The sequence below is a fragment of the Flagellimonas aurea genome (assembly GCF_017313785.1).
GTDB lineage: Bacteria > Bacteroidota > Bacteroidia > Flavobacteriales > Flavobacteriaceae > Flagellimonas > Flagellimonas aurea.
Window position 1 is genome coordinate 68,426 of sequence record NZ_JAFLNL010000007.1, and the last position, 25,757, is coordinate 94,182.

At 39.0% G+C, this 25,757-nt stretch carries 25 protein-coding genes; 7 read left to right on the forward strand and 18 right to left on the reverse strand.

Annotated features, from left to right (window positions below; translation table 11 throughout):
* The first annotated feature begins 10 nt into the window (after positions 1-10).
* The 6 genes from J0656_RS12805 (at position 11) to J0656_RS12830 (ending at position 7,722) form a co-directional block, all read left to right on the forward strand.
* Positions 11-208, forward strand: coding sequence for a hypothetical protein (locus J0656_RS12805; protein ID WP_207034519.1), 198 nt, complete (start codon positions 11-13; stop codon positions 206-208).
* 431 nt (positions 209-639) lie between these two features.
* Entirely contained in the window at positions 640-1,020 is a 381-nt protein-coding gene (locus J0656_RS12810) for a BfmA/BtgA family mobilization protein (RefSeq protein ID WP_207034521.1), read from the forward strand.
* An 11-nt stretch (positions 1,021-1,031) separates the two neighbouring features.
* Positions 1,032-2,066 (forward strand): MobB family relaxase, encoded by a 1,035-nt coding sequence (gene mobB / locus J0656_RS12815; RefSeq protein WP_207034523.1) that lies wholly within the window; start codon positions 1,032-1,034, stop codon positions 2,064-2,066.
* Positions 2,063-3,505 carry a type IV secretory system conjugative DNA transfer family protein gene (locus J0656_RS12820; protein WP_207034525.1) on the forward strand — a complete coding sequence of 481 codons (1,443 nt, stop codon included), beginning with the start codon at positions 2,063-2,065 and terminating at the stop codon, positions 3,503-3,505. The genes mobB and J0656_RS12820 overlap by 4 nt, the downstream gene beginning before the upstream one ends.
* Positions 3,506-3,596: 91 nt before the next feature.
* Positions 3,597-6,254, forward strand: a complete 2,658-nt coding sequence (locus J0656_RS12825) for a TrlF family AAA-like ATPase (protein ID WP_207034527.1) — start codon at positions 3,597-3,599, stop codon at positions 6,252-6,254.
* A gap of 97 nt (positions 6,255-6,351) precedes the next feature.
* The gene (locus J0656_RS12830; protein ID WP_207034529.1) at positions 6,352-7,722 is read left to right on the forward strand and encodes an RNA-binding domain-containing protein; all 1,371 of its coding nucleotides are present in this window, start codon (positions 6,352-6,354) and stop codon (positions 7,720-7,722) included.
* 9 nt (positions 7,723-7,731) lie between these two features.
* On the opposite strand, the gene J0656_RS12835 is transcribed toward J0656_RS12830, so the two are convergent.
* The 8 genes from J0656_RS12835 to J0656_RS12870 form a co-directional block, all read right to left on the reverse strand.
* Positions 7,732-8,103: a hypothetical protein gene (locus J0656_RS12835; protein ID WP_207034531.1), complete on the reverse strand. Its 372-nt coding sequence runs from the start codon at positions 8,101-8,103 to the stop codon at positions 7,732-7,734.
* Positions 8,104-8,110: 7 nt separating this feature from the next.
* Positions 8,111-8,950 carry a DUF4138 domain-containing protein gene (locus tag J0656_RS12840; RefSeq protein WP_207034533.1) on the reverse strand — a complete coding sequence of 280 codons (840 nt, stop codon included), beginning with the start codon at positions 8,948-8,950 and terminating at the stop codon, positions 8,111-8,113.
* Positions 8,951-8,982: 32 nt separating this feature from the next.
* Complete coding sequence (traM, locus tag J0656_RS12845; protein WP_207034535.1) at positions 8,983-9,912, reverse strand: conjugative transposon protein TraM; 930 nt, start codon at positions 9,910-9,912, stop codon at positions 8,983-8,985.
* Positions 9,913-9,942: 30 nt separating this feature from the next.
* On the reverse strand, positions 9,943-10,557 hold the full coding sequence (locus tag J0656_RS12850) for a conjugal transfer protein TraK (RefSeq protein WP_207034537.1): 615 nt from the start codon (positions 10,555-10,557) through the stop codon (positions 9,943-9,945).
* Between the two features lie 2 nt (positions 10,558-10,559).
* Positions 10,560-11,402, reverse strand: a complete 843-nt coding sequence (locus J0656_RS12855) for a hypothetical protein (protein WP_207034539.1) — start codon at positions 11,400-11,402, stop codon at positions 10,560-10,562.
* Positions 11,403-11,404: 2 nt separating this feature from the next.
* Entirely contained in the window at positions 11,405-11,980 is a 576-nt protein-coding gene (locus tag J0656_RS12860; RefSeq protein WP_207034541.1) for a conjugal transfer protein, read from the reverse strand.
* 4 nt (positions 11,981-11,984) lie between these two features.
* Complete coding sequence (locus J0656_RS12865; protein WP_207034543.1) at positions 11,985-14,387, reverse strand: TraG family conjugative transposon ATPase; 2,403 nt, start codon at positions 14,385-14,387, stop codon at positions 11,985-11,987.
* 271 nt (positions 14,388-14,658) lie between these two features.
* Positions 14,659-14,946, reverse strand: a complete 288-nt coding sequence (locus J0656_RS12870) for a hypothetical protein (protein WP_207034545.1) — start codon at positions 14,944-14,946, stop codon at positions 14,659-14,661.
* A 190-nt stretch (positions 14,947-15,136) separates the two neighbouring features.
* Here J0656_RS12870 and J0656_RS12875 point away from each other — a divergent pair, with 190 nt between their 5' ends.
* A complete protein-coding gene (locus tag J0656_RS12875; RefSeq protein ID WP_207034837.1) occupies positions 15,137-15,778 on the forward strand; it encodes an N-acetylmuramoyl-L-alanine amidase family protein in 642 nt (213 codons plus the stop codon).
* Between the two features lie 95 nt (positions 15,779-15,873).
* On the opposite strand, the gene J0656_RS12880 is transcribed toward J0656_RS12875, so the two are convergent.
* From J0656_RS12880 to J0656_RS12925, 10 genes are all read right to left on the reverse strand, one after another.
* Positions 15,874-16,536: an ATPase gene (locus J0656_RS12880; protein ID WP_207034547.1), complete on the reverse strand. Its 663-nt coding sequence runs from the start codon at positions 16,534-16,536 to the stop codon at positions 15,874-15,876.
* A complete protein-coding gene (locus J0656_RS12885) occupies positions 16,520-17,272 on the reverse strand; it encodes a hypothetical protein (RefSeq protein ID WP_207034549.1) in 753 nt (250 codons plus the stop codon). The genes J0656_RS12880 and J0656_RS12885 overlap by 17 nt, the downstream gene beginning before the upstream one ends.
* 4 nt (positions 17,273-17,276) lie before the next feature.
* Positions 17,277-17,561 (reverse strand): helix-turn-helix domain-containing protein, encoded by a 285-nt coding sequence (locus J0656_RS12890; protein WP_207034551.1) that lies wholly within the window; start codon positions 17,559-17,561, stop codon positions 17,277-17,279.
* Between the two features lie 321 nt (positions 17,562-17,882).
* Entirely contained in the window at positions 17,883-18,710 is an 828-nt protein-coding gene (locus tag J0656_RS12895; protein WP_207034553.1) for an RteC domain-containing protein, read from the reverse strand.
* 247 nt (positions 18,711-18,957) lie between these two features.
* Positions 18,958-19,905, reverse strand: a complete 948-nt coding sequence (locus J0656_RS12900; RefSeq protein ID WP_207034555.1) for a helix-turn-helix transcriptional regulator — start codon at positions 19,903-19,905, stop codon at positions 18,958-18,960.
* Positions 19,905-20,411 (reverse strand): GNAT family N-acetyltransferase, encoded by a 507-nt coding sequence (locus J0656_RS12905; RefSeq protein ID WP_207034556.1) that lies wholly within the window; start codon positions 20,409-20,411, stop codon positions 19,905-19,907. Before J0656_RS12905 ends, J0656_RS12900 begins: the two co-directional genes overlap by 1 nt.
* Before the next feature lie 486 nt (positions 20,412-20,897).
* Positions 20,898-21,158 carry a PepSY-like domain-containing protein gene (locus tag J0656_RS12910; RefSeq protein WP_207034558.1) on the reverse strand — a complete coding sequence of 87 codons (261 nt, stop codon included), beginning with the start codon at positions 21,156-21,158 and terminating at the stop codon, positions 20,898-20,900.
* Positions 21,159-21,390: 232 nt separating this feature from the next.
* The gene (locus J0656_RS12915; protein ID WP_207034560.1) at positions 21,391-23,544 is read right to left on the reverse strand and encodes a DUF5916 domain-containing protein; all 2,154 of its coding nucleotides are present in this window, start codon (positions 23,542-23,544) and stop codon (positions 21,391-21,393) included.
* Positions 23,545-23,603: 59 nt separating this feature from the next.
* Positions 23,604-24,971 carry a chromate efflux transporter gene (gene chrA / locus J0656_RS12920; RefSeq protein ID WP_207034562.1) on the reverse strand — a complete coding sequence of 456 codons (1,368 nt, stop codon included), beginning with the start codon at positions 24,969-24,971 and terminating at the stop codon, positions 23,604-23,606.
* A 23-nt stretch (positions 24,972-24,994) separates the two neighbouring features.
* On the reverse strand, positions 24,995-25,717 hold the full coding sequence (locus J0656_RS12925) for a superoxide dismutase (RefSeq protein ID WP_207034564.1): 723 nt from the start codon (positions 25,715-25,717) through the stop codon (positions 24,995-24,997).
* Between the last annotated feature and the right edge of the window lie 40 nt (positions 25,718-25,757).

Consider the following 25,757-nt stretch of genomic DNA (forward strand, 5'->3'; position numbering starts at 1 on the left):
TCGGGAAGCTATGATTTATCTAAATTTTACCGATTTAAGCGAGGAAGCCCAAGAGCGATTGCTTACCAATTCTAAGGAAGATATCAAGAAAAAATATGGCAAGGATTTGATGGACTATGCCACCAAGCATCACACCAATTTGGACAAAATGCTTGACGAGGAAGCGTTACGGAATTTATATTCCTATACCTATGTATTTAATATCTGAATGATGTTTTTTGAAAGAAATGCACCTCTGAAATTTCAGGGGTGTTTTCATTTTTAGTGCATTCATAATCACGAAAAAATCGTATCTTTATTTTGCTGAAATACAGCACACAATTTAATGTAGGGTTATCCACTTTTTTGACTTTCGCCGATACCCTTACACATCGAAAAACAACATATCGGAAATTTTATTTCCTCGAAAATGGCAATCAGCTTTTGAGCTAGATTGTATGGATTTTTGTCCCGCGAGCGGGACGAAAAGGAATAGCAAGAGGGTAACACGCTGCGCGATGTTACGGATTCCTTTTCGTTTTCAAATCATTGATAGTCAAGTGTTTAAAATTTTTTTAATCTTTTGATTTTCAGCAATTTGCGACAAATGCCCTCAAAACGCTCATTTTTCGGGAAAGATTTGCGACAAATCGGCGAAATATGGACACATTTATTGGCATCAGGTTCAAGAAGGAAACTGCAAAGCGTTTTCAACAGTTTTCCAGAACCCATTTCAAAACGCATACCGAGGCAATGAAAGCCATCCTCGATTTTTTCTTCTACAACGAGATTTCACCCAAGGAAAATTTAGGGCCGACTGGACGCACCATTGAAGCTAAATTATTGAAACGCATTAATGCTGTCATAGCTATTATGCGTGATGTAGAAAAGACCCAGACCAAACCTACCGTCGCAATGTTGCAATCCCTTTTTGAAATGGATGAACCCAAAAAGAAACCCTTGATTTTGGAAAAGAAATATACAGAAGAAAAGAAGGAAGTCAAGTTTCAAGAAAAGCGAAATAACCAGAATCAACTTTAAAATTCTAACCTATGTATATCAACATTACAGCACAAAAATTAGGAACGAATTACTCGCAGAGTTCAGCCGATTTTGTGGACTATTTGGAAAAAGAAAATGAGGGTTTAATGAAGGAAGATATGGAACACTTTTTCAATCAATATGGTGATGAGATTTCTGCTAAAGAAGTGGTAAAAGAAATTGACGGAAACACCGCAAAGCTGAAAAAGAAAGAACCTAAATTCTATTCCATAATGGTCAGTCCATCAAAATACGAACTGCGAAAACTCGAAAACAGCAGTGCTGATTTAAAACGATACACTCGCGAGCTGATGAAAGATTATGCCGCCAGTTTCAAAGGGCGTGAAATTGATGGTCGACCTATTTCTGTAGATGACATTAAATACTTCGCCAAAATCGAGCATCAGAGAACGTTTAAAGGAACAGACAAACAGGTAAAAGAAAACCAGCCTTTTGCCACCAAGATTCTTGAACTGAAAAATGAGATACCTAAAATTGAACATGGTAATGCGACCGGAAATATAGAACGACTAAAACTGAAGATAGGAAAACTGGAACGGGATGCCCCACACCAACAGAATGGTATTCGGATTGTACAGGGTATGCCCAAGGAAGGTAATCAAAGCCACATCCATATCATAATCAGCAGGAAAGACGCGTCCAACAGGTTCAGCCTTTCCCCTGGCAGCAAGTATAAAGCATCTGAAGTTGAGATGCACGGCAAAAAGGTAAAACGTGGTTTTGATAGGGATGCTTTTTTCGCTAAAGCAGAAATAACCTTTGATAAAACATTCGGCTACAATCGTAATTATGCAGAGACTTATAAAGCTAAAAAGGATTTCATCAAAAGCCCCAAACTCTACTTTACCGCTTTGATGAAGCTACCTGCAAATGAAAAAGCAATAGCCTTTAAAATTATGGGTAAGTCGGGCATTCCATTAATCCCAAATATTCCGACCAGCAAAGCACAATTGGCACTTCGGGTTTTTAAACGGTTACGAAAAGGTGCTGAAATTGCTGTTAAATCAAGTTCTATTGGGATATGAATTGGTCATTGGTAGAAATAATGATTTATGTCGTTGTGCCTGTTCTTTTGGTGGCCATATTTCTCTATGCTTTTTACGATAGTGAACCAACGGAAAAAATAGATAAACGGTATCAAGTAAAATTCTTAACCAAATCGGGAACATTTAAAATCGACAATGTAAAACGCGGCGCATCCGTCATCGGATCCGCAGGAAGCGGGAAAACCGAAAGTGTGGTCTATGGATTCCTAAAGCACTTTCGTGATAACGGTTTTTGTGGTGTCATACACGACTACAAGGATTTTGAACTGACGGAAATGGCCTATCCGCTTTTTGCTAATAGTGAAATTCCTATGAAGGTTATCTCATTTGACAGGATTATCCATCGGGTGAATCCCATTGCACCGCGGTATTTAGAGAATGAAGAAAGTGTGAATGAAGTTTCGCGGGTATTGATTGAAAACCTTTTGGAACAACGTGAATCAGGAACCACCGGAACGACTAAATTCTTTAACGATGCTGCTGAAGGTCTGATTGGTGGATTGATTTGGAAGCTGAAAACAGACTACCCTCAATTCTGTACTTTGCCCCATTTGATTGCCATTTATCAAATGCTCGATACCGATAGCCTGGTCCAATTTCTTGAAACTAACACCACATCGAGGGCAATGGCAGATGCTTTCATAAGTGGAAAAAATTCTGACAGGCAAACAGCTGGTGTAAAAAGTACATTGGCCAATGCGTTAAAACGTATCAGTACGCAACGGATTTTTATGGCATTATCCGCAGATGAAGTGGCGTTGAATATCAATAGCACAGAAAATCCAGCGGTCATTTCGGTAGTGAACAATCCCAAATTTGAGACTTCTTATTCGCCAGTCATCGCAACCATAATTCACACCATTACCAAACAGATGAGTGTGCGCAATTCCAAGCCTTCATTTCTGCTGATGGAAGAAGCACCAACCATTCGTTTACTCAATATGCACCGCATTCCAGCCACGCTACGAAGCTATGATATCGCCACCATTTATGTGATGCAGGATAAGATTCAAAATGATATGATGTATGGGAATAAGGCCAGTAAAGCGATACTCAGCAATTTATCCTACCAGTTCTTTGGCAAGGTCAATGACCCGGACACCGCCAAGTACTATGAACGCTTTTTTGAAATCATAAAGAATCCAACTAAAAGTGTGAGTAAGGCCGCCAATATTTTTAAAACCGATACCCGAATCACTAAAGGCGAAAGAGAGGTTTCCAAAAGAAGAGCTGATATTTTCTTTAGACTTAAGCAAGGCGAGTTTGTGACTTTTGCCGATGGGAAGGATAAGAAAGTCCGGTTCAGGTTACCCAAGATTCAGAGGCAGCTTCCGCAGGAAACAAAGCGATATTCCGATGCGGATTTAAAAGCAAATTTTGAGAGGATTTATGATGAGGTGAGGTCGATATTCAAGTAGTATCTCTAAATGTTAAAAATAAATTAAAAATCTCTTGTCCAAAATTTAAAATAATTGCATCATTATAGTCCCATCAAAATCAGGCTTTAATATGACCAAAGGTGCAAAATTTTTCAGGGCAGATTTACATATACACTCGTATGGTGAGTTTGGTTCTTATGACGTAAAAGATTCGACAATGACACCAGAAGCCATTGTCGATACAGCTATAGATAAGGGAATAAAAATTATTAGTATTACTGACCACAACGAGATATTTAACTCAAATACGGCGATTCAGTATGCAGCTGATAAGGATATATTGGTTATTCCAGGAATTGAAGTAACCACTACACAAGGACATTTACTGCTGTATTTCGACACCTTCCAAAATTTAAGGTCATTCGCGGGTAAATTAACGATTAGTGACGACAAGAAAACGACATCACAAGGCATTGTAGAGTGCTTAGACTTTGCCAATCAGTTAAGCGGTATAGGCGTCCTTGCACACATAGAACTTGATTCTGGATTTGAAAGGACAATTGGGCGTTTTGGTCCACCAATAGAAGAAGTTTTTTGCCACCATAACTTATTAGGGCTTGAAATATCGAAGAAAGAGAATTTCCAACTTTATACCGATTCCGATGATGATGCAAACAGAAAAAGACTTCTGGGGTTAAGACGTACAGACCTGCTATTGGAAGATGATGAAATACTGCCAAAACTGATGGGGTCTGACTCGCATACTCTAAACAAATTAGGTACAAATGCTGAAGGAAAAGATAAGTTGACCAGAATTAAAATGGATGAACTTAATTTTCACGCATTTAAAGTTGCGTTGATGAGCCACGAATCAAGAATTCGGTTAGAGGATTTAATTCCTGAACAAAGACCAGTATTTAACAGTGTAATTTTAGAAGGTGGCTTACTGGATAAAATGAAGATTGACTTAAACCCTAATTTGACCTGTATAATCGGTAGTAGAGGTGCGGGTAAATCCACTCTTTTAGAGACTATTCGTGAAACTTCTGGTAACAACTCAACTTCAAAAGTTGTGGATTCCGAAGTATGGCCTCAAAAAATTACTCTTCGATATACCGATGAAGCTGGACAGGTCATTGAATTTGCAAGAGAAAAAAACAATGGCACACAAAACCTTACAGACCCTATCAATGGTATTTCAAAGGTAGAAATCGAAAGTTACGGACAAGGTGAAACTGCCGATACAATCCAGCACAGTGATGAGAACCCAACGGTGCTAATAGATTTTCTCGACGGATTTTTAGACCTAAATACACTAATAATAGAAGACAAAGAGCTTATTGCTGAGTTGTTGAGCAATCAAAGTGAATCAAGAAAACTAAGGCTGGAACTGCTCAGTCTCGACGAAACAAAAAAGGCGCTAAAAAATGAACAGAAAAAGTTAGAAAATCTAAAAAAGCAAAAAGCGGGGGAACTGGTCAAGTATCAAAATGCACTTATTAAGGAGAGACAAATTCGGAAAGATTTGATAGCAGATTTAAGACAGCTCATTCAAACCTATAGAGATATACTTAATGACGAAGAAACATTTGACAATTTTGAAAAGTTGACAGATGAAGAAATTGTAGTGGGCAAGGATTATTTTCAAAAAGTAAAGGACATAGTCGGGGATTTTTCGGCTATTGTTAAAGCCAAAGCGGGCGAACTTAATGAAGCACTTGGAACAAAGGTTGAAGAACTTAGAACAGAGCTTAAAAATTGGGCATCTAAAGAAAAAGCAATTCAAGCTAAAATGGATGTCAAAAAACAAGAACTGGAAGCTCAAGGAATTCCTTTTGATTTGGGCAAAATCAACCAAATTTCTAAGGATATTCTTGATTTAGGCAACCGGGTTAAAAAACTTGAAAACAGTAAGAAATTATTGGACGAGCTTCAGAAAGAACGTAAAGAAATTTTAACTAAGAGAAAGGATAACAAACAAAGGGTGTACTTTCTTAGAAATGCTTTTGCACAGACTATCAATGAAAACCTAAAGAATACCCTCGATGGTTTATTCATCAACGTTAAATACGACCAAGGCAATTATTCGGATGAATTTGAACAGCTTTTAAAGGCAACTATGGATTGGCGCACGTCTCAGGTTCCAAGAGCACTCCTAATTTCCAAACAGCTATCGCCATTTGAGTTTGTTGAAATATGCAACCGAAAAGATACCGATGCTTTGCAAGATTTGAAGGATGCAGAAGGAAAGAGATTTATAGGAAGCTATGAGGCGCAGACCATTGTAGAAAAACTTTTGAAAGACCACACGTTTGAGGATTTTGAAGCTCTACCTTTTGAGGATAGACCTTCTATTTCTGTAACGAGATTGTACAAAGATGAACAAACAGGAAAAACCTTAAGAAACACTAAGTCCATATCTCAACTGTCATTAGGTCAACAGCAATCAGTTTTGCTTGGAATTTTAATGCTTTCGAAAAGTACTACACCGCTAATAATTGACCAGCCAGAAGATAACTTAGATAGCGAGTTTATCTTTAAAACAATTGTCAAAAATTTAAGGAAAATCAAAGAATCAAGACAAGTAATTATTGTTACTCACAACCCTAATATAGCTGTGCTTGGGGATGCTGAATTGATAATTCCTTTAAAGAGTACAAGCGTTAAGTCTCACGTTTTAGAAGCAGGTTCAATTGACCGTGAAGGAACAAGAGAGATAAGTTGTGAAATCCTTGAAGGTGGGAAATCTGCTTTTAAACAGCGACAGTTAATATATGGGATAAAATAGATGATATACTATGGTAATCAGTTCTGAGAGTTCCATTGCGCCGAAGTAAATCTGCAATTTAATATCACTATCTTTATCCTCTAATTTACCTTAATGAATGCCAGAAACCAACCGTATAGAATACAAACGAGAACTGACCGATGGGCTTGAAAAAGAAGTCATTGCTTTTTTGAACTATCGCGAGGGTGGCATTCTCTATATCGGTATTGACAAAAATGAAAATGTTTATGGTCTGGCAGATCCGGATGGCGACCAGTTAAAGATTAAGGACAGGCTTAAAAACAACATCCGACCTTCCGCATTGGGGCTGTTTGACATTGTGAGTGAGGAACGGGATAGCAAGGACATCCTTAAAATTATTGTGGCAAGTGGTCCTGAAAAACCCTATCATCTCAAAAAGTATGGGATGAGCGAAAAGGGATGTTTTATACGTATTGGTTCTTCTGCAGAGCCGATGCCACAGAAAGTGATAGATGAGCTCTTTGCAAAACGTACCCGAAATTCCATCAGTAAGATTAAAGCTGGTCGGCAAGATCTAAGCTTTGGCCAGTTGAAAATCTACTACGAAGAAGCTGGCTATAATCTGGGCAAAGCCTTTGCAAAGAATCTGGAACTGCTTACCGAAGACGGCGCATTCAATTACGCGGGCTATCTTTTGGCCGATAAGAACAATACCTCTATTAAAGTGGCCAAGTATTCAGGCAAGACCCGAACAGACCTTATTGAAAGCAACGAATATGGTCACGAAAGTTTGGTAAAAGCGACCAAGCAGGTTATCGATAAGATTGCGGTCGAAAATAGAACCAACACAAAAATAACTGCCAAAGAACGGCAACAGACCAATCTTTGGAATCCCATCGCCTTACGGGAAGCCATCATCAACGCCTTTGTGCATAACGATTATACCAACGAAATAACACCTAAGTTTGAAATATTTGCCGACAGGATTGAAATTACATCAGCTGGTGGACTTCCAGAAGGTTTGAGCAAGCAAGAGTTTTTTGAGGGCTTCTCTGTACCGCGCAATAAAGAATTGATGCGAATTTTCAAGGACTTAGAACTGGTAGAGCAATTGGGTTCGGGCATTCCTCGTATTTTGGAACACTATGGCAAAGAGAGCTTTAGCTTTTCGGACAACTTTCTTAGAATGACATTTATGGCCAAAGAAACTACTATTGAAGATGGTGGTGCAAAAGGTGGTCAAATAGGTGGTGTAACAGGTGGTGTAAGAGGTGGTGTAACAGATGCTGCAATTGATGCCGCAACTACACTTACCAAAAGACAAAAAGAAGTAGTTAAACTTATAGCTGCAAATTCTTCTATAACTTACAATGAAATAGCAGACGTTTTAGGTATCAATGAATCTGCTGTTGGGAAACATATAACAGCTATCAAGAACAAAGGTGTTTTGGTACGTCAAGGTGGCACACAGGGCTATTGGGAAATCAATCTCGATAAAAATAAATAAATACGCTTTTCAAAAAGGCGATTTATCTTTTGAACCTCTAACATCTGCCAACCATTTGCCATCCTGTTTGACCAGTTTAAAAATACCAGGTGTTTTATCGTAAGCTGTGGTATATTTTACCCAAGCCACGTCGCCCATAATGGTGTCCTGCAAAACAGTAAAATTGGAATCATCTTTTGGTGTAGCGTTGAACATATTTATGGTATTCATATAGTTTGAATAGGCCTGTGGTGTTGAGTTAGCTTTTAAGGTTTCTTCATCCTTTTCATAAAAGCTTTCGATAACAACTTGGGCTGTAGCACTTGGTCCCGAAACTTTAGTTGTGGAATCAGCACACGAAAGGAACAGCAGTACGAGTAATAAAACAACAATATTTTTCATAATGACTTTAATTTGGGTTATTGATATATCTGTGTGATAGTTTCATTTCAATATTTCGTTCGCCATCCTTTTCATTCAATTCCAAAATTGCCCTACGGTCATCCGATAGTGAAAATTTGGGCAACACATAAACAAATCGAGCCATTTCATTTTTCTTAATCTTAGACGGCAAATTATGTTTATAAATCGGTTCTTGATACAGACGTTGTAACGATTTTCTTTTTCCTTTTTGTCGCGTTTCAATCGAAAGGTTCAAGAAATTCAAATCGTAATCCAATGTGGAATTATTCTCAATCTGGATGACGAAGTACAGTTCTTCTTTATCGAAAACAATATTCTCAACACTTAAAACAATGCCTTCATTTCGCTTTTTGATTCGTCCAATGCGCTGTTTCCTATTGAGAAGGTATGCGCAGAATTTTTGGTAATGGTATGTTCTGTTATCTACACGCTCTTCAGAAGATTCAGCAAGAATTGAATCGGTAAGAATCGGTTTTTCATTCCCGATACTACTCGATATCGGAATAAAATAATTGAGCTTAGAAAGCTGTTTTTTATATCTTACAATATACGAAAAAATCGAGCCATTTCGGTTGACTACCAGCAAATTACTTTCCTTTCCAGGCTTGGCTTGCAACAGGCCGAAATACTGTTCTTTCTCACGATTGTAGGTAAAGACAAAATTATCTGAACCGGTTATGCCCTGCCGAATAGGTTCTGGGAAGAATAGTGCCACATTTTTAGTGTCGTTCGCATAAATGGTATCAAGTAAGTGAGTGGTTTGTGCGTTCGCTTTCGCGAAAGCGGAACCAATAATGAATGCTGTTAAAATGATATGTTTTTTCATAAGAATATGTTTTAAAATGCCCATTATGGGCTTTATAGCTTTGGTTTTAGGATTAATCTGTAATTGTTCAGGACGGTTACTTTTACCCTTCGATTTGAACGCCTGAATACCTGTGTAAGTCCGCCTACTTGTGGTACGCTGGGAATATTTATATCACTAATGACATCGTCAAGCACCTCTCTTGTAGCTTCTTCCCTAAAGTTGTTCTCGACATAGATGCCCTCGCTGCCGTCTTGCAAATCGAAGGCTTTTAGCTTGGTGGGATGGTGTTTGATATTCTCAATTTCAATTAATGCACGATTAGGCTGAAAACTGATAAAGCCGAAAACCGGTGTGTTCTTCGGCATCAGTTTACCATTGATAGTAGCGGATTTCGTCAGGCGCATCCGTAACCGTGTATTTGCTTGAACAATTTGGTCACCATCCACGACTACGTAAATCGTTTCGTCTGTATTGCCGATGATTGAAAGCTCATTGGGTTTTGGCGAAGCGGCAAAGAACAGTTGATGTTCCAGCCCCAATTCCTTGGCTTCAATTTTTTGTTCTCTTTTAACTTCAGCAGAATCCACCTTTGGTGCTGTTTGTTGTACAACTCGCTTTTGTCCTAAATTTTGATACCGCTTTTGGGAATACTTAATCTTGCCAGCATCATAGATACTGTCAACAATGCGTTCTTTTTCACGTTCCGGCAAATCCGGGTCGTAAAAACCCAAGGAATCAATCAGCTTTTCATCATAGATGCTGGGCGCGTTGGTTTCACGCACTTCCTTTAGGTCATTGATGGCATCGAGCTTGGACTCATATTCTTTCTGGTTTTCTTCCAAATCAGGAACCAAGGTCTGTTGTAGGCTTTCGTTCTCGCTATCGTCATCACCCATTACCATTACGGAATAGGAAATAAGGAATAGGAAAATCACGGCCAATACCGCTGCGAATACTATTTTGTTCTTTTCTACTTTCATAATCGTGGTTTTTAAATGCCGATTATTGGCTCAACTTTCATCGTTTAATTTTTTAAGGGTATTCTCGAAATAATTGGTAATCAGCAAGCCGTGCGGATTGTTGGGAAAGTTTCTGTCCACCGTAATAAGATTCCCGGTGGAAACCAGTTCGTAAGTGTCGATGATAGAACCTCTATTGATTTCAAAAATAGTCGTCGTTGTAAAATTGTAAGTGCCATCACTTTCTGAAATTTTTGTATCGATACTCAATACTTTTTGTACCAATGAATACTGTAACAATCTGTTATAAACACCATCAGCCTTTTTCTGACGGTAGAGATTATCCACTGAGCTATTAGCTAACCAAAGCGCTTTTTCCAGATTGCGTTCATAATTACTTGCATCGATATTGTAGAAATAGGTGTGGAACAGTTCTAAATGCGCCAAGGCTTCCACTCTAAAATTCTCTTTTTGGGTAACCAGCTTCAGCGGAATAATGCTACCGTCTGTATTGATGGCAAAAGCGCTGTTCAGCGCATCTTTTTTTGTTTTGAACGCCATCCAAATGGAAAAGCTACTGGACAGCATCGAGCATACCACCACGGCCATCACGATAAAGCGGTTCAACATTAGGACTTTGTAAATATTCTTGTACGGTGTTTTCATAATCAGTTGGTAAATAATCTTAGGGTGAAAGAGGTAGCACGTCTGTACAATTTGAATTTCAGGAACACGATAAACCCTACTGAGCCTAACTGGACCACAGGTGCAAAGAAGCCCTGGCCTGTATCGGTTCCAAACAGGTTTACCCAGAAATTGGTGTTGATTTCGGTATAAATGGCATTGACAAATACATTGACCAGAAAAAATGCTGGCACGAGCATATAAACGGCAGCGTACAATTTAAAGAAGGTATATGCGAGCGAGCGAAACTTTTCAAATACGGCAAGGCTAATGACCAAAGGAAAAAAGGCTTGCATTATTCCCAATAGGAAAAAACGCTCTGCTAAGAATAGCGGATAGATAAACAAATCCAATATCCAGAGTATGGTACTTAATATAAAGGCCAAAATTTTGAATCCAAACAATGGCGTCACCAACGCCTCGTACAAAAGTGTCATTGCCGAACTTGCCGCATCAAAAAGACTTACATCTTCCTCTAATGGTATATCCTGCATCTGTAACGGTAGTAATGCAGGTGCGGTTCCTCGATACTGTCCTTCGATGGCCACTAAAATCCCATCAAAAAACCCTAATACCTGCGTTGAGAATATGACCAAAAGCACAATGGCAAAATTCTTGGACAATTCGCCCGGACTCAAACCCCAAGTATAGCCGTCTTTATCAGCAACGCCTTCGTTGTATTTTTTAAGAATATTGATCAAGAAAAATAGGACAGCGAGCGTTTTCATTCCGGCAATGGTATATTGCGAAAAGTCGCTGGCCTGTATGGTCTGGAACACCGTATCGATGTATTCCAACCCAATCCCTAAAATGATGGTCGCGGTCATTTTTAATATCCTGTTTCTCGATTATTGACTTTATCCTGCATTTTTCTGAAAGAAATAATGTCTCGATAGCGTTTCGTTTTTGTAGTGATGTTTGCAACCATTTGCTTTGATTCCAGTTCTTTTGCTTTCAGTATTTCTGCACGTTCGGCATCGCTCATTTTTAGATAATCACTTGATAGGACTTCGTCTATAAAATCCACCGTGTCCAATGAATTTTGTACAATGGTTTCGAAAGAGCCCATAACCCTGTCAATTTCCTCGGGTTTGATATAGGGCGAATTGAGAATATCCTGAAGGTCATTCTGCATTACATTGATGAGGCGTTGATTATTCTCTGCGATTTCCTCAACTGCTCTTAACTGTTGGACAACGCTCGATACTTTCTCAATAGCTTCTTTGGCATCCTTCAAGAACTTTACGGATTTAATCATTTCTGCCGTCTGTTTACCCGATTCCAAGAGCTGTTTTACCAAGCTAATGAAGTTGGTGTTGTCATATACAGGCATTCCCTGGCACGCAGCGCGTGCAGGCAGTAAAAAGATGAATGCCGTTGCTATAATTAAAAGTTTTGTCTTCATAACATTATGTTTTAGATGTGAATTGAATGATTGCTTTTTCCATATCCTGATGCTCGTCGTAGAGCTTCATTATTTTCTCGTTTTCCAATCCATCGGTCAGATAAGCCGCATAGACTTCTTTTGGAACTTCCAAGCGGAAGATGTTACTTTCCTTCCCGATTTTGATAAACATTTCGGTGTACTTCCGTGGTCCAGAAAGATTGTTCTTGATGGATTTTAGTTGGTTTAGGTCGTGGCTCGAAAGGTTGAGCCTTTTGACCAGTTCATCGTAACCTTTTTCATTGTTCAGGCTGTAGATGACCTGCGTGTTCTCAAGAATACTTGCCGATGTGGAATTGTTGGGTAGTTGATTGATGGATTGTAGAATAATACCAATCGCACCATTTTGTTTACGAATGGCTTGATAATAGAATTCCACACTTTCCAATACATTATCAAACTTCAATTGTTTGGCAAACTCATCAAACAGGATTATTCCTTTTTCGGCTCGATTTCGCCAAATGGTCCTTTGGATAGCGGTCTTGATGAGCTTGAGCATTACGGACAAAATTTCCTTGTTGTCCTTTACTTCATCGAGTTCAAAGACAATCAAACGCTTGTCTTCGATTTTATAGGTCTGGTCTTCGCTCACTTCAAAAAGGAAGCTGTATAGACCATCGCCGACATACTCTGACATTACGTGCAAAAAGCTCGTAACATTGAAGTAGTCGGGATGGATTTTTAGGGTATTCAAAAGGTCTTTTTGATGCCCTTCTATAAAGTTGTAGAAACCATCCAAAGAATGGTTTTCAGTTGTGCTATCGTAGTAATGGCGCAATATTTTTTTCACCGATACCGATTGTGCCTTGGTCACTTTTAAATCCGAAGCGAACAGTTCGAACAAGAACACCGATAGGTCTTCCAATCGTTCGGGCGTAAGGTCATTGGTATCGCTGATATAAAATGGATTGATACCGAGGTTCTTTCCACTCTCATAGCGAAGCACGGTGTATTTTTCGGGATAGAGCTTGGCAAATTTTGTGTAGGATCCACCGAGGTCGATAATGACCAGACGAACACCACTTTCAAAATACTGACGAAGAATATTATTAGCCAGAAAAGACTTGCCTTCCCCGGTCGGGGCGAAAATGGCAAAGTTCCTTGCCTTGATGCGTTTCTTGCGTTCATCCCATACATCTTTCAATACGGGAACGTTGTGTTCCCTATCATTAAAGATGATTCCGGTAGCGTCAGATTTGTAATTTGTATTGTTGATGAGCAGGCATAGCGCGTGCTTCAAATCGGTAACGTATAAATCGTTGTTTGAAAAATTAGAGGAAAAACAACAGTAACTATTCAGTATGTAATTCTTTCGTTCTTCACCTCTGGGATAGTAAGGGATGATGTCCAGTTCCTTAAACTCGGTCTTTATTTTAGAACCTATTCGGCTCAGGTTTTCCGGGTTCTTGTCCCAATACACGATGTTTAAATGGCCACGGATAATGCGCGCATTGTCGTCTGCATTGATTTGGTCAAGAATGTGCTGAATTTTTCCAAGTACGACTTTGTTTTGTGAACCGAAGTTTGAACTCTTATTGAGTTCTTCGATTTTCTTATCGAGTAGTTTTCGCCATTTCTGTTTGTCATCTAAATACAAGATTTGATTGACGATATGATTCTCGTTAAGCGTCAGCCCAAGGCCATCAATAAACCCTTGATGAAATACAAAATCGTCAGAAGTGAATTTCTCATTGGTCTTGCTCGTCTGTACACTTTCGCCAAAGCACAGCTCGCTGTTGACGGCCAGGGCATCAAAATGGTTTTCGCCAATGTTGACGCTTTTTTTATCTAATATGATATCCGTATCAAACCCTTCGTTGTAGCCATTGAAATAGCCATTGGTCAACCGTTCTATCCCTTTCGCTTTAAGCGAAACAAAATGCATCTTACGGCTGTTATTGATAAATGAAATGGAATCACCTACCGAGCCGATAAAACGCTGCACATTGTCATCCAACTGCTGGACAATTCCTTTAGAAACCTTACGGAAGGGATTTACATATTTTGAGTTATTCAGGGCTTTGTTCTTGGTAAGCGTAAAGAACAAAAAGCAACGATGTTCCATATACTGGCGCCCCTTGAAATGCTCGTGCGTTGCTTTCTCTAAAAATGTAGTATTCGGAAGTTGTTCAGATGAATACGTTTTCTTTAGGTAAATGTCCTGTTTGTGAACTACGGTGCCAACGGGTAATGATTTTAATGCCTGGAACCAAGCACCGTGGATATCTTCAAAATCCTTTTGGGATAGCGAATAAATTTCTGGCAGATTACCTTGATAGCACAACACCACGTTACCGTTATTGGCAAATATGATATTGTCTTGAATATCTGTGATAGGTCGGTATGCTGAAAGGTTAATCTTGTTCATAGTCGAAGCCAGAGTTTCTTTTATTGCTAATCATACGCGGGAAGACTTTCGCCATTTGAAAAATTTGCGGGTTATGAGTCAGTCTTATCAATGCCACGTACAGAGTAGCGTTGAATGCAAGTATTCCTATAATTATCCCGAAGCTGAAAGAGAAAATTATGATGAGTAAGGATGCAAGAATGGACACCATCATCAATGCAAACAGGGAAATGGGCAGACCAAAAATGACCGCCCGTTTCCTAATGTTTTTGTAGACCTCGTAGCGTTTCATTTATACTACGATTCCGATTAGGTAAGTGAAGATGCCGACCACTGCGCCAGCAATCAATACAAAGACAAGCACTCTGGTGATCCCTTTCTTAAGGTCTGCGTTCTCACCAAAAAAGTGACCCGCGTTGAACAGGAAACCAATAAGGAAGATGACACCTAAAATGATGGGGAATATGGTACGGATTGTATCGGAAACATCGTTTACCGAATCTTCAATACCACCAATTTGTGCAAAAAGCGATGTGGATAAGAGCGAAAGAAAGCCCGCCAAATAATATGTTTTTTTCATAACGAATGGGTTTAAAATTTTGGTTCATTTTCCGTTGTTTGAAATTTACATATATTTAAACATAAATAATTGAAAATCAAATATTTGTGAATAAAATATTATTTGATATGGTTTGGTTTTCGTTGTTATTATTTAGCATCAAATTTTATGGAATTTTGAAACCCAACTGTTGAAAACCCAAAAATTGAAAATAAAAAAGTGGCTCAAAAACGTCAGTTTTTTGATTTTGCTTCTAAAAACGTGCTTCATTTTTGGACAAGAAACGAGTGCTCAAAAACGAATAATTATTGATGTTGGACACGGTGGAAAAGATGCTGGTGCAATTGGTATAAATGGCATCCAAGAAAAGGATGTTGTTTTGGATATTGCAAACGAGATTTTAAGGTTAAATAACGACTTAGAAAAGCCACTCGATATATATTTAACGAGGTATAGTGATACGCTCATTTCACTTTCAGATAGAACCAAGCTGGCTAAAGTATTAAAGGCGGATTTATTTATGTCCTTGCATTGCAATAATTCTGATAATCTGGATGCGAGAGGGATAGAGGTTTATGCTTCAAGAAAACAAAAGGAATTCTCAAAAGCATCGGTTTTTATAGGCTATCAAATTGAACGAGCCCTTTGTGAAGCCATTGGTTATGAAAGTCGAGGTATAAAGTTTGCCAATTTTAAGGTGCTTCGGGAAACGATTGGGTTTATGCCTTCGGTACTTTTGGAATTGGGCTTTTTGTCCAATCAGGATGAAGGCAGCTACATTTCGGATAAGAATAATATTGAACGCATTGCACTATCAATATTATTATCCATTCAAAAATCAATAGAATTATGAAAGATATATTTTTAGAGTTAACAAAGAGTTTGAAGGACATTGTACTTCAATTTGTTTCAGAAGTCATATTATTATACAAATCCTTTAGAAGTTGATTATTTACGCTTATCCCCAGCCTTCGTATCAAAAGCAATCAAATTAAAAAGTTCTCGCATCCGACTACGGACGCGGTTGCCGTAGCGCTCTTCGAGTTCTTCGGCATTAAGGTTGGTGGTGGCGTGGGTCTTTATTTTTCTTTTGGTGCTTAAATAGAGTTCGTATCGTGAGAGCAGTACTTCGCCCATTACATTCAAATCCTTACCATAAAAACGACCAGCAGGTTCAACGCCTAAATCGTCAAAGCAATAGAACTTAGTGTTGCCGTATTCCTCAACCGTTTTAAACCCCAAATGGTTGAAACTAAAAGTAACATTTCGGCAGGGAATCATTTCATAAGGGCGTTGCAAAGGCACGATATGGCGCAACAGCTTCATCAAGCTGGTTTTGCCACAGCCAACAGGCCCGGAAAGCAGGATACCTTTGTCGATATCAATTTCATATTTTTCGCAGTTTTCTTTGTCGCGGATAAAATATGAACAGAGCTTTAGCAGAATACCTTTGTCTTCATCATAAATCCTGAATCTTTTGCCAAATAACAGCTTGCCCTTTGCATTCAGGTAAATCAGGATTTTAGGGAAATCGTACAGTACGCTTTTACCGTCAAATTTGCCGAGCGAATATTCCACGCCACCTTCGATGATTTTAGAGGGGTTGTCCATAGTCTTTCGATTTAGTGGTTCGTAGGTTGTCCTTGATTTGGGACGGTTGTTTTTTCTTTGGCTTATTTTCTGACTCAAATAACTCGGTTCTGTCCATCCAGTTTATGGCTACCGAACGCCAATCGCGAATCGGTTCACCATCGCCTGTTTGCCAATCTCGGTCAGCGTAGTGCTGGTAGAACTTTTCAGCTTCAGCTTTATCAAAATTCTTTTCTTCAAAAAAATCAACGACAGCCAGACAGTCCTTTGGCTGTTTTATATAGTTTTCTTGTTTGATATTGTTTGTATTAGATACCAATGCTTGTCCATTGGTGGGACGGTGTTTGTACACCACCTGTCCATTTTTGGGATGGTGGTGTCCCTCAAGCGGTACACCTCTGGGATAGTACTGTTCCTCAAGCTGTTCCAATATGGGATGGTACTGTCCCGAAACTGGTTCATCACTTGTGCCTAAAATGGACATCTTGATTTTACTGCCCTTATACGGATTGTTGGACGGGAAATAGGATAGGTATTCCCAAGTGTGAAGCTCGGTTATGCATCTATGGTAGGTAGATTTTGAACCAATCTTTGCCACACGCATCAATTCCCTGCGGTTTACGTAGAACTCATCCATAAAACGGCAACTGTTCCATTCTTGGAACAGGGCCATATACAGACTGATATGGGTAGGATTTAGGCGGTCATCAAAATAGAACGTTTCAAAAGCCGCGTTGAGTAGCTTTATGTAGTTCATAGCATCAGGAATTTAACCCGTGGTGCACACGGTTGGCATCCATTACCTTTTGAATTTCCTCGGCATCATAATAGATGATTCCGCCTACCTTAGTGTATGGCAAGGTGCCATTGATGCGAAGGTTCTGAAGCGTTCCCGGACTCACTTGAAGCAAATCCATTACTTCGGAAGATTTAAGGTATTTCTTGATTTTTCCAGATGCTTGTCTGGCCAAAAGACTTTTGATGTCATCGAGCAATTCCATCTTGAATTCCCGAAGGTCGTCTGTGGTGATGATACTTGTCGGCATAATAGAACGGTTTAAAAGAAAGGGACTATCGCATTGCTTTCAACTAATTTGATAGCCCCTGACCTGATTTGACTTTCGTTCTACAAATTTGATATGGATTATCGGATTTTCTTCCCCAGTACGACCGTACTAAGGTGAAAATTTAACATCTTGAAATTTGGGGTGTTTTGACGGTATTTGAGAGTGCGACTGCGAAATTCTATCTATAAAATGATTCATATTATATGAGCAATAGGCTGAAAACCAAAACACCGTAGGTCAACCGTACTACGGTGTTTTTTTAACATTTTGATTTGACGGATAAACGGCTGCTATAGGCGATTATTTCTCACTTTTATCCATTTCAGAAAGAAGGGAAGTGGACAGCTCATCGAGGAAAAGCGTTCGGCTTTTTTTCCTGTATTTGATGTCTTGATAGGTTTTGTAGATGTCTTTCGGCTCAACATCGAATATCTGGCTCAAATAATCTGAAATTTTAACAATGCTAAGATTGTTTTTAGCACCGAGACCCTTCGAGTGAAGCGCATAGATGAGTTCCACAAAATCCGTATTGCTGAAGGGCCAATGCAATCGTTTAATGGGATGCCTTTTCCCATTTAGTGATTTCTTTAGTTGAAAACGTCTTTCATCTAAATATTTCAACAGTTTTTGATAAGCTTTATACTTACCTAAAAGCATATCCCGGGGAGTGCAAAATTCAGGGTCTTGGAAGTAGAATTTTGAAGTGGTGATATGATAACTATCCAGGTAGTCCCGTGTAAAATATTCCTTATCAAAATGAGTGTGGCCTGCATCAATATAACGTCCGAAATCAAGGTTATACAGAAAAAACCGATTGATTTTGTTGACTTTCTTTCTGATGGTTTTCAGCTGGCTATGTTTGTCAGCTTTGGGAAATTGGAGTTCAAAAGAATGAATCTCAGAAAAATGAATAAGTTCAATAAGCGGTACCTGTTTCGTATGTTTGAAAAATCTTATTTCTTTTGCCATCGTATCAAAGCCCTCTCTAAGAACCTGTTTTTTGAGTTTGCTTAAAAGGTTACGGCACACCTCGATGGAACGATATGCCCTCTCCAATCTTGAGTTATTTTCAAAGGCTATTTCATTCAGTTGTGTTGTTAAGCTTTCCGATAGTATTTCGAGTTTCATCAGCAACCGCCTTGGAGTGAGACAACATAATTCGAGATTCTAGTGGGTTGGTAATTGTTGTTGAAGTCCCTTAACAATCAGTTGCGTGATGCTTAAAAGACTTGAACGAATACCAAAAGCATTCAAAATCCAGTAAAATTAACGAAAAGGGGTAGCTTTCTAAGCTTTAAAAGCCGTATTTCATTACGGATTAATCCATATTTTAATACGGATATTACTTTATCTTAGAATGTCATAGTAAAGAGCATTATTTCCTCTTCCCTTTGAAGCGTCGTACAAATTCGCGTCTGTTTTGTACCTCCGCTTTTTTGAAGATGTTTGAAGCGTGTTTAGAAACTGTACCTTCAGCAATAAACAGATAGCTTCCTATATGCTTGTACGATTTGCCATCGAGTATGAGGTTGGCTACCTCAATTTCTCTTTTAGATAAATCGAGGTTAGAAAAATATTTTAAGATAACAATATTTTTTGCTTCTCTAGCATCATCGGTATATCCTAACCTGTGTAAGAATTGTTCTATTTTTAAATCTTGATATATGTTAATACGGATGAGTGCCACGGCAAGAACAAAGTAGCCAGCATTTACAATCAATTGTTCCACTACCTGAAAATCCCCGAGCGCAACTATAATAGGCATAAGCACTATAGATAATAAAGTAAGATAACCAGTGGCAATCCTATCTCTATAAAACCTATTTGTAGCACCCCCTTTTTCCTTATAAAGCTCAATTAACGGTGCGCTAATTTTAACGAGAAATGCAATTGCGACTGCAACAGGAATAAAAATAAATGAATATTTAGCGATACCAATATCTTGCCAGATGATTAGCGGAAGGACAAAAAAGAAAATAAATGCGGAAATGAGAATTATCATTAAATGGCGTAGGGTAAAGAATTTTAAATGACCAATGTCAAATTCAGAATACACATAATATACATAGTACAAGGCGGTGTAGATACCTACGCCGTAAGCCACGATATATTGAATGGTTAGCGGTATAGGAATATTTGTATCTGGGAAAATTCCCGAAAAAAAATTATACGCTATCAACGAGATTGTGAACCATATGAAGCGGTTGGTCGACTTACTGTCTCGTTTCTTTAATGAAATAATAACAAAATTCGTAAGCAGTATTAATTGAACCGCTATGATAAAGAAAGTGACGATATGCATTTCAGAGCCAAATACCGTCATCAGATTGTGGGTTTAGCCCTTCTTCTGAAAAGCATCAGTCGATAGGGTAAACCGGTATCAATATTAGCAAAGTTTTCGAAGCCATGATTTTCGTAAAAGTCTATATTCCTTTTGGTCGAAGTTTCCAGATGGATATCCTGCCCTTTCTTATCGGCAAATTCAATTATTTCTTCAAGGAGCTTACCCCCATAACCTTTTCCGGAGTCAACAGGATTTACTCCGATATACCATAAGTGGATAAATGGATCATTTGGATGATGCTTTTTAATTAAGGATTCTCGTTTAAGAATAGTCGGCACCCTTCTTAGACCAACAACATTTATGGCCAACTTTAAGTCTTTATAAAAGGACTTGAAACTGAATTTTTTCTTTCGTGGAAAAAGTATTAGCCCAACAGCCTTTCTATTTTCAGAAATAAAAATTTTACCAGTAAGTTCGGCCATTTCGTAGCTGTAGCTCATTAGTGCGGGGATTTTTTCATTATCACCCCCAACTACCAGGTTCACGGATTTGTTCTCTTTGAAGGAACTGGAAAGTATATCAATGACTAAATCCTTATCGTTAAAAATTTCTGTTCTTGGCATTATATTTTTGGCACTTTAAGATTACCCTGGCTTTTTATGTAATTGACACTTTATCCTTAGAAAAAGCTTTTTCAATGATTTAATGAGAGGAAACATTAGCGGATTCGATAAATTTTATAATCCACTTTTTTGAATCAATTTTTGGGTTTTCATAATTCAAGCCTTCAGAGGTATCTTCGCTTACAAGAATATGATTCGTTATGTTAAGTTCAATATTTTTTTAGATTTTTCATTAAATCAAACGTTTGTGTATAACCCCTTTCAGAACAAAAAAGTATAATAGAAGAATGGTAATAACCAGAAGAATAGATAAAAAATCAACTTCTCTTTGCCGCTACGTGTTATTTGAATCCCTGCTGGTTTTTGATCTTTTCTTTATCGGGTTCTTCTTGCACTCGCTTGATGCTGCTAGTTTTCAGAGGCTATAATCTTTCCTTGTTTGTCGAAGTAGATTTCCAGGTGTTTATCGTCCGGGCTCTCCAGTTCTAATTCATATAAAGTTCCCTTGTCGGTTTCAACTTTTTCTACTTCTTCTATTTCCCAGTCCTTGTATTCTGAGCTCTCAAAGGCGGTCTGTACAGACGCCGGTAAGTCAGCATATTCAATTTCCTCTTCGCTGATTTCTTTAAAATTGTGGTTCTTGTTTTCACAGCATACTGTTACAGCCACGAATAACAAACAAGCTATTACAAAGCATACATTTTTAAATCGCATAATAATCTTTTTTTATTTCTTACTAAAACCCAATTCAATGATACAAACAGATTCTGTAGAAATTCGGGATTACAAGGAGAAGATTTATTGTCTCATCTGTGTTGCAAACTTACTTGAATTAACTATTTCAAATAAAATCAATTACCTACATTGTATCACATTAAACAGGTATCTGGTAGTTTTCTTTTTAAATCACAAATCTCCATATCAGTTTGCCCAAAATAGTTGTTCTTTCAAGTGTCCAGCTATTTCCCGAAGTGTCGTAAGCTTGGTTGACGATGAAAAAGAAATCAGCTCCGATAATTGGGATCCATTGCAAACGGAAATTCAGTAGTACTTCTTCATCTTCACTGTTCCACTGGGAAAACAGGGAGCCGAATAGATTCGGGTTTACGGCATACTCTATACGGTTACCGATCAGGTCTGTATCAAAGCTTCCTTCCGGCAAGTCAATCCAGTTTTTTTCGTAGTTAGCACTGATTCTTAAATACCGACTCGCTCTCCATGAGAGCGCAAAAGTAGTTTCGGTACTCTTTCCTGTAAAAAAATTCCCCCAGTTAAAATACGTATCTAGCGCAAGGTTACGACCGCTGAAAGTAGCGGCTTGTATTTCCAAACGATTGTACCAATACTCTCCTTCAGGAATGACAATTCCTTCCCTTATCTCAAATGGTTCACGCAGCCCTTCGGCTCTCCTTTGAATGTTAAACTCAAAAAATTCCCCGCTGCGTGTTTCAAAGCCTAATGGCCTGATTTCGTAGAAAAATGATTGCAAATCACCTGTATCGTCAAAAATGAAGTAATTCATATCCAGTCCTTTAAAACTGAACTGTCGTATCCATTTCATATGGTTTGTAGGTCGGGGCTTCCATTCAAGCTCCGCATAAAACTCCTGGAAATTTTCCCTGCGCAGAAAACCCACTTCCGGATTGAAGGGGGCAGCACTTCTTTGCCAAGCCATATCAAACTCAACTTTATCGTTGGGATAGCTCAGGTAAATACGGTGAGCATTGGCCCTTGCATCAAAATCATCAGAGTTAATGTTTTGTGTGAATGATGCACCAATATTCAGGTTTTTGCCACCAAATAATTCAGACGTACTGTAAAGCCCATATCCTCCGGTTGTGCTATGCCATCGTCCATTTTCGTATTTATTGGCAGATATAATACCTATGGAAGATTGTTTCAAAACATCCTGCCTCCAGCTTACAACTGTATAATTGGTAGAGGGTATGCTGTCCCTACTGGCTGTCTGCATGGACAAAGCACCCAACGTAGTATTTCCCATTTTACCCAAAATCCTGGCCCCTGCGATTATTGGAACCGTAGAACGATCTTCGGCTAATCCGATCCGCCTGCTATAAAAAGGGATTATGCGGTTTCCCATACCCATATCAAAATAGTCTTGTCCTTCAAGGAAAAATTCCCGCTGTTCGGGGAAGAACAAAGGAAATCGAGTAAGATTGATCTGCTGCCTATCAGCTTCTACCTGAGCAAAATCTGTATTAATGGTCAGATTCATACGTAGGGTAGGTGTGATAAGGTAATTGATATCGCCACCAGCGTTAAGCTGTCCCTCAGACTTTTCTGGTGTTAATTCCGCACCCCCGATTGAATAAGGCTTGATTTCAATAAAAGTTTTACTTTTGATATTGTCGAGATCGGTCAAAGTACCAGCCCTGTTCAGCAGCTCTAGTTCGGAATCACGAGACCAGCCCTGCCATAGTAATTGTTCCCTTTTTCTGCGAATATTGCGCTCAAAATTGATACCCCAGACCTGCTGATCTAAATTCGTTTTAAACTTCAGGGTAGAAAAAGGAATGGCTATTTCCGCGAACCAACCTTCGTTCGTTATCGCTGTTCTGGTATCCCATACACCATTCCAAAATTTGTTAAAAGACCTACCGTTGTTTAAAATCTGCGCATCGGCACGGGCACCATTGGGATTGATCACAAATAGAAATCCGTTTCTGTCGTCATCGTAAGTGTCTATGATGACCTCAAAGTTGTCTTCTACACCCCAGTTGAAATCCCGTTTCATTTCGCGGGCTACAAGATTATCCGGCTCCCTATCGAAACCCCAAAATCCGATGTATAGGGTATTGGCCGTATAGACAATGGCCACTTCCGTTTTTTCTGTTGCCGGCTCCCCAACATTCAGTTCGCGTTGGGTAAAATTGCTTATGCGAACGGCATTTTCCCAAACAGGTTCATCTAATCTTCCATCAAGCTGAATTGCATCATCTGTATACTTTGCATAAATCGTGTTTGGTAAACTTACCTGGGCCATGCTACATTCTACAATCATCAGTAAACCTATGACAAAGAATAGTCCTTTCATATTTTCCTAAAATAGAAACCGATTCTGTAGAAATGCGGGAAAAGAAATACAACCCTGCACTAAAAAACGAAATAATAGACAATACCGCACAAAACGCTGATAAGTATGGTCTTTAGCATATCCCATTTTAGGATGAAGTAGACAAATGCTGCAATAAGTCCGATTATCAATGAAGGAATGTTAATCGTTTCCCATTCCGGAATTAACCATCTTAACCCAAATGAACGGCTTTCATGCACCTTCCCAAAAAGTGTATAAATGGAAAACCAGACGCCAAGGTTTAGTACGACTCCCACCACGGCCGCGGTAATTCCCGACAAGGCAGTTGTCAGGTTTTTATTCCCTCGGAGATACTCAATGTATGGCGCTCCCGTAAATATGAACAGAAAGCAAGGGACAAAAGTGGTCCAGGTTACCAGCAGGGATGCAAAAATCCCGGCCAGAAGTGGATCCATTGTCCCCGCAAAGCGGTAGGCTCCCATAAATCCCACGAATTGTACAACCTGTATGAGCGGCCCAGGGGTGGTTTCCGCCATACCCAAACCATCAAGCATTTCCCCGCTTCTCAACCAACCATAGTCTTCCACGGCCTTTTGGGCTATATAGGCAAGAACGGAGTAGGCCCCTCCAAAAGTTACCACTGCCGTTTTGCTAAAAAATACGCCTTCTGCAAAAAAGATGGAATCAACTCCCATCCATAAGGCGACCATTACCAATGGCAACGCCCAAAAAGAAAGATACAACAGAACCGTCTTAAGGGTATTTTTGAATGATGGTTTGACCTGCTGGATATGGCTGTCAACCAAATACTCTTTTTCCTTTGCTGAGCCATCCCCATGTCCCTTTATAACGTGAAATTTCTCCTCCCAAAACTTGCCTCCAATGAATCCCGTTAGGCCAGCGGCAAGAACAATGTATGGAAAGTCTACTTCAAAAAAGAAGATGGCAACAAATGCCAATGCAGCCATTAAAACCATTACTTCATTCTTAAGTGCTCTCTTGCCGATTTTTATAACCGCACCGATAACAATGGCCAGCACTGCTGGCTTGATTCCAAAAAATATGGCGTCCACAATACCCACATCCCGATAGGCGGCATAAAGAATACTCAGGACCAGTATGGATATAAATCCTGGCAGTATAAACAGTAATCCGGCGACCAATCCACCTTTTGTCTTGTGCAGGAGCCAACCAATATATGTGGCCAGTTGCTGAGCTTCAGGGCCTGGTAATAGCATGCAATAATTCAGCGCATGCAAAAAACGGTTTTCACTGATCCATTTCTTTTCCTCAACCAGAATTTTGTGCATAACAGCGATTTGTCCTGCCGGACCGCCAAAACTATGAATGGCCACTTTTACCCAAACTTTCAGAGCCTCTCTGAAGGGTAACTCTCTTTTTTTATTTGGATTGAATTCACCTGGCATTATGGTCGGATAATATTATTACCTCAATTAATTTTTTTTGCATTTGCAAAACGTTGTGCTACGTTATCCCAGTTTATGATTTCCATTATAGTATCAACAAAATCTCCTCTCTTGTTTTTATGCTTTAAATAATAGGCATGTTCCCATACATCAATGACCAAAATTGGTATGACCCCCCATTGCGTAAGCTTTTGATGATTTTCACATTGCAATAATGTAAGAGATTGTGAAAACGGTTGGTACCCAAGAATTCCCCAACCACTGCCTTCAACGCTTTTTGAAACTTTAGCTATGTAGGACTTCAGTTTATCGAATGAACCGAAATCCTTTTCTATCTGCCTCAAAAGTTCTGCTTTAGGCTCATTTTTCTTGTTCGTGAGGTTTGTCCAGAAAATCGTATGCAGAACATGGCTTGAAAAATGATAGGACAATTTCCTGGTCCACAAATCGACACTATCCATTTCACCGGAGTCGAGATTTTTCTTGATATTTCCCAAATCCTTATTGGCACCTTTGACTGCACCACCGTGGTGAAATTCATAATGTAAGTGCAAGGTCTCTTCGTCCATATAAGGCTCTAAAAAGGTCTTGCTATATGGTAATGGCTTTTGGATAAAGTTTCCGTTGCTGTCTACCAGTTTGTCAATACTAGCTTCATTAACGCTTTGGGAAAAAACATTGTTGATAGGAAGAATGGTTGCTCCTCCGAGAATTGCTGAATTTTTTATAAATTCTTTTCTGTCCATTTTTCTGATTTTTATTATTATAACTCGTTACTTTCAATTG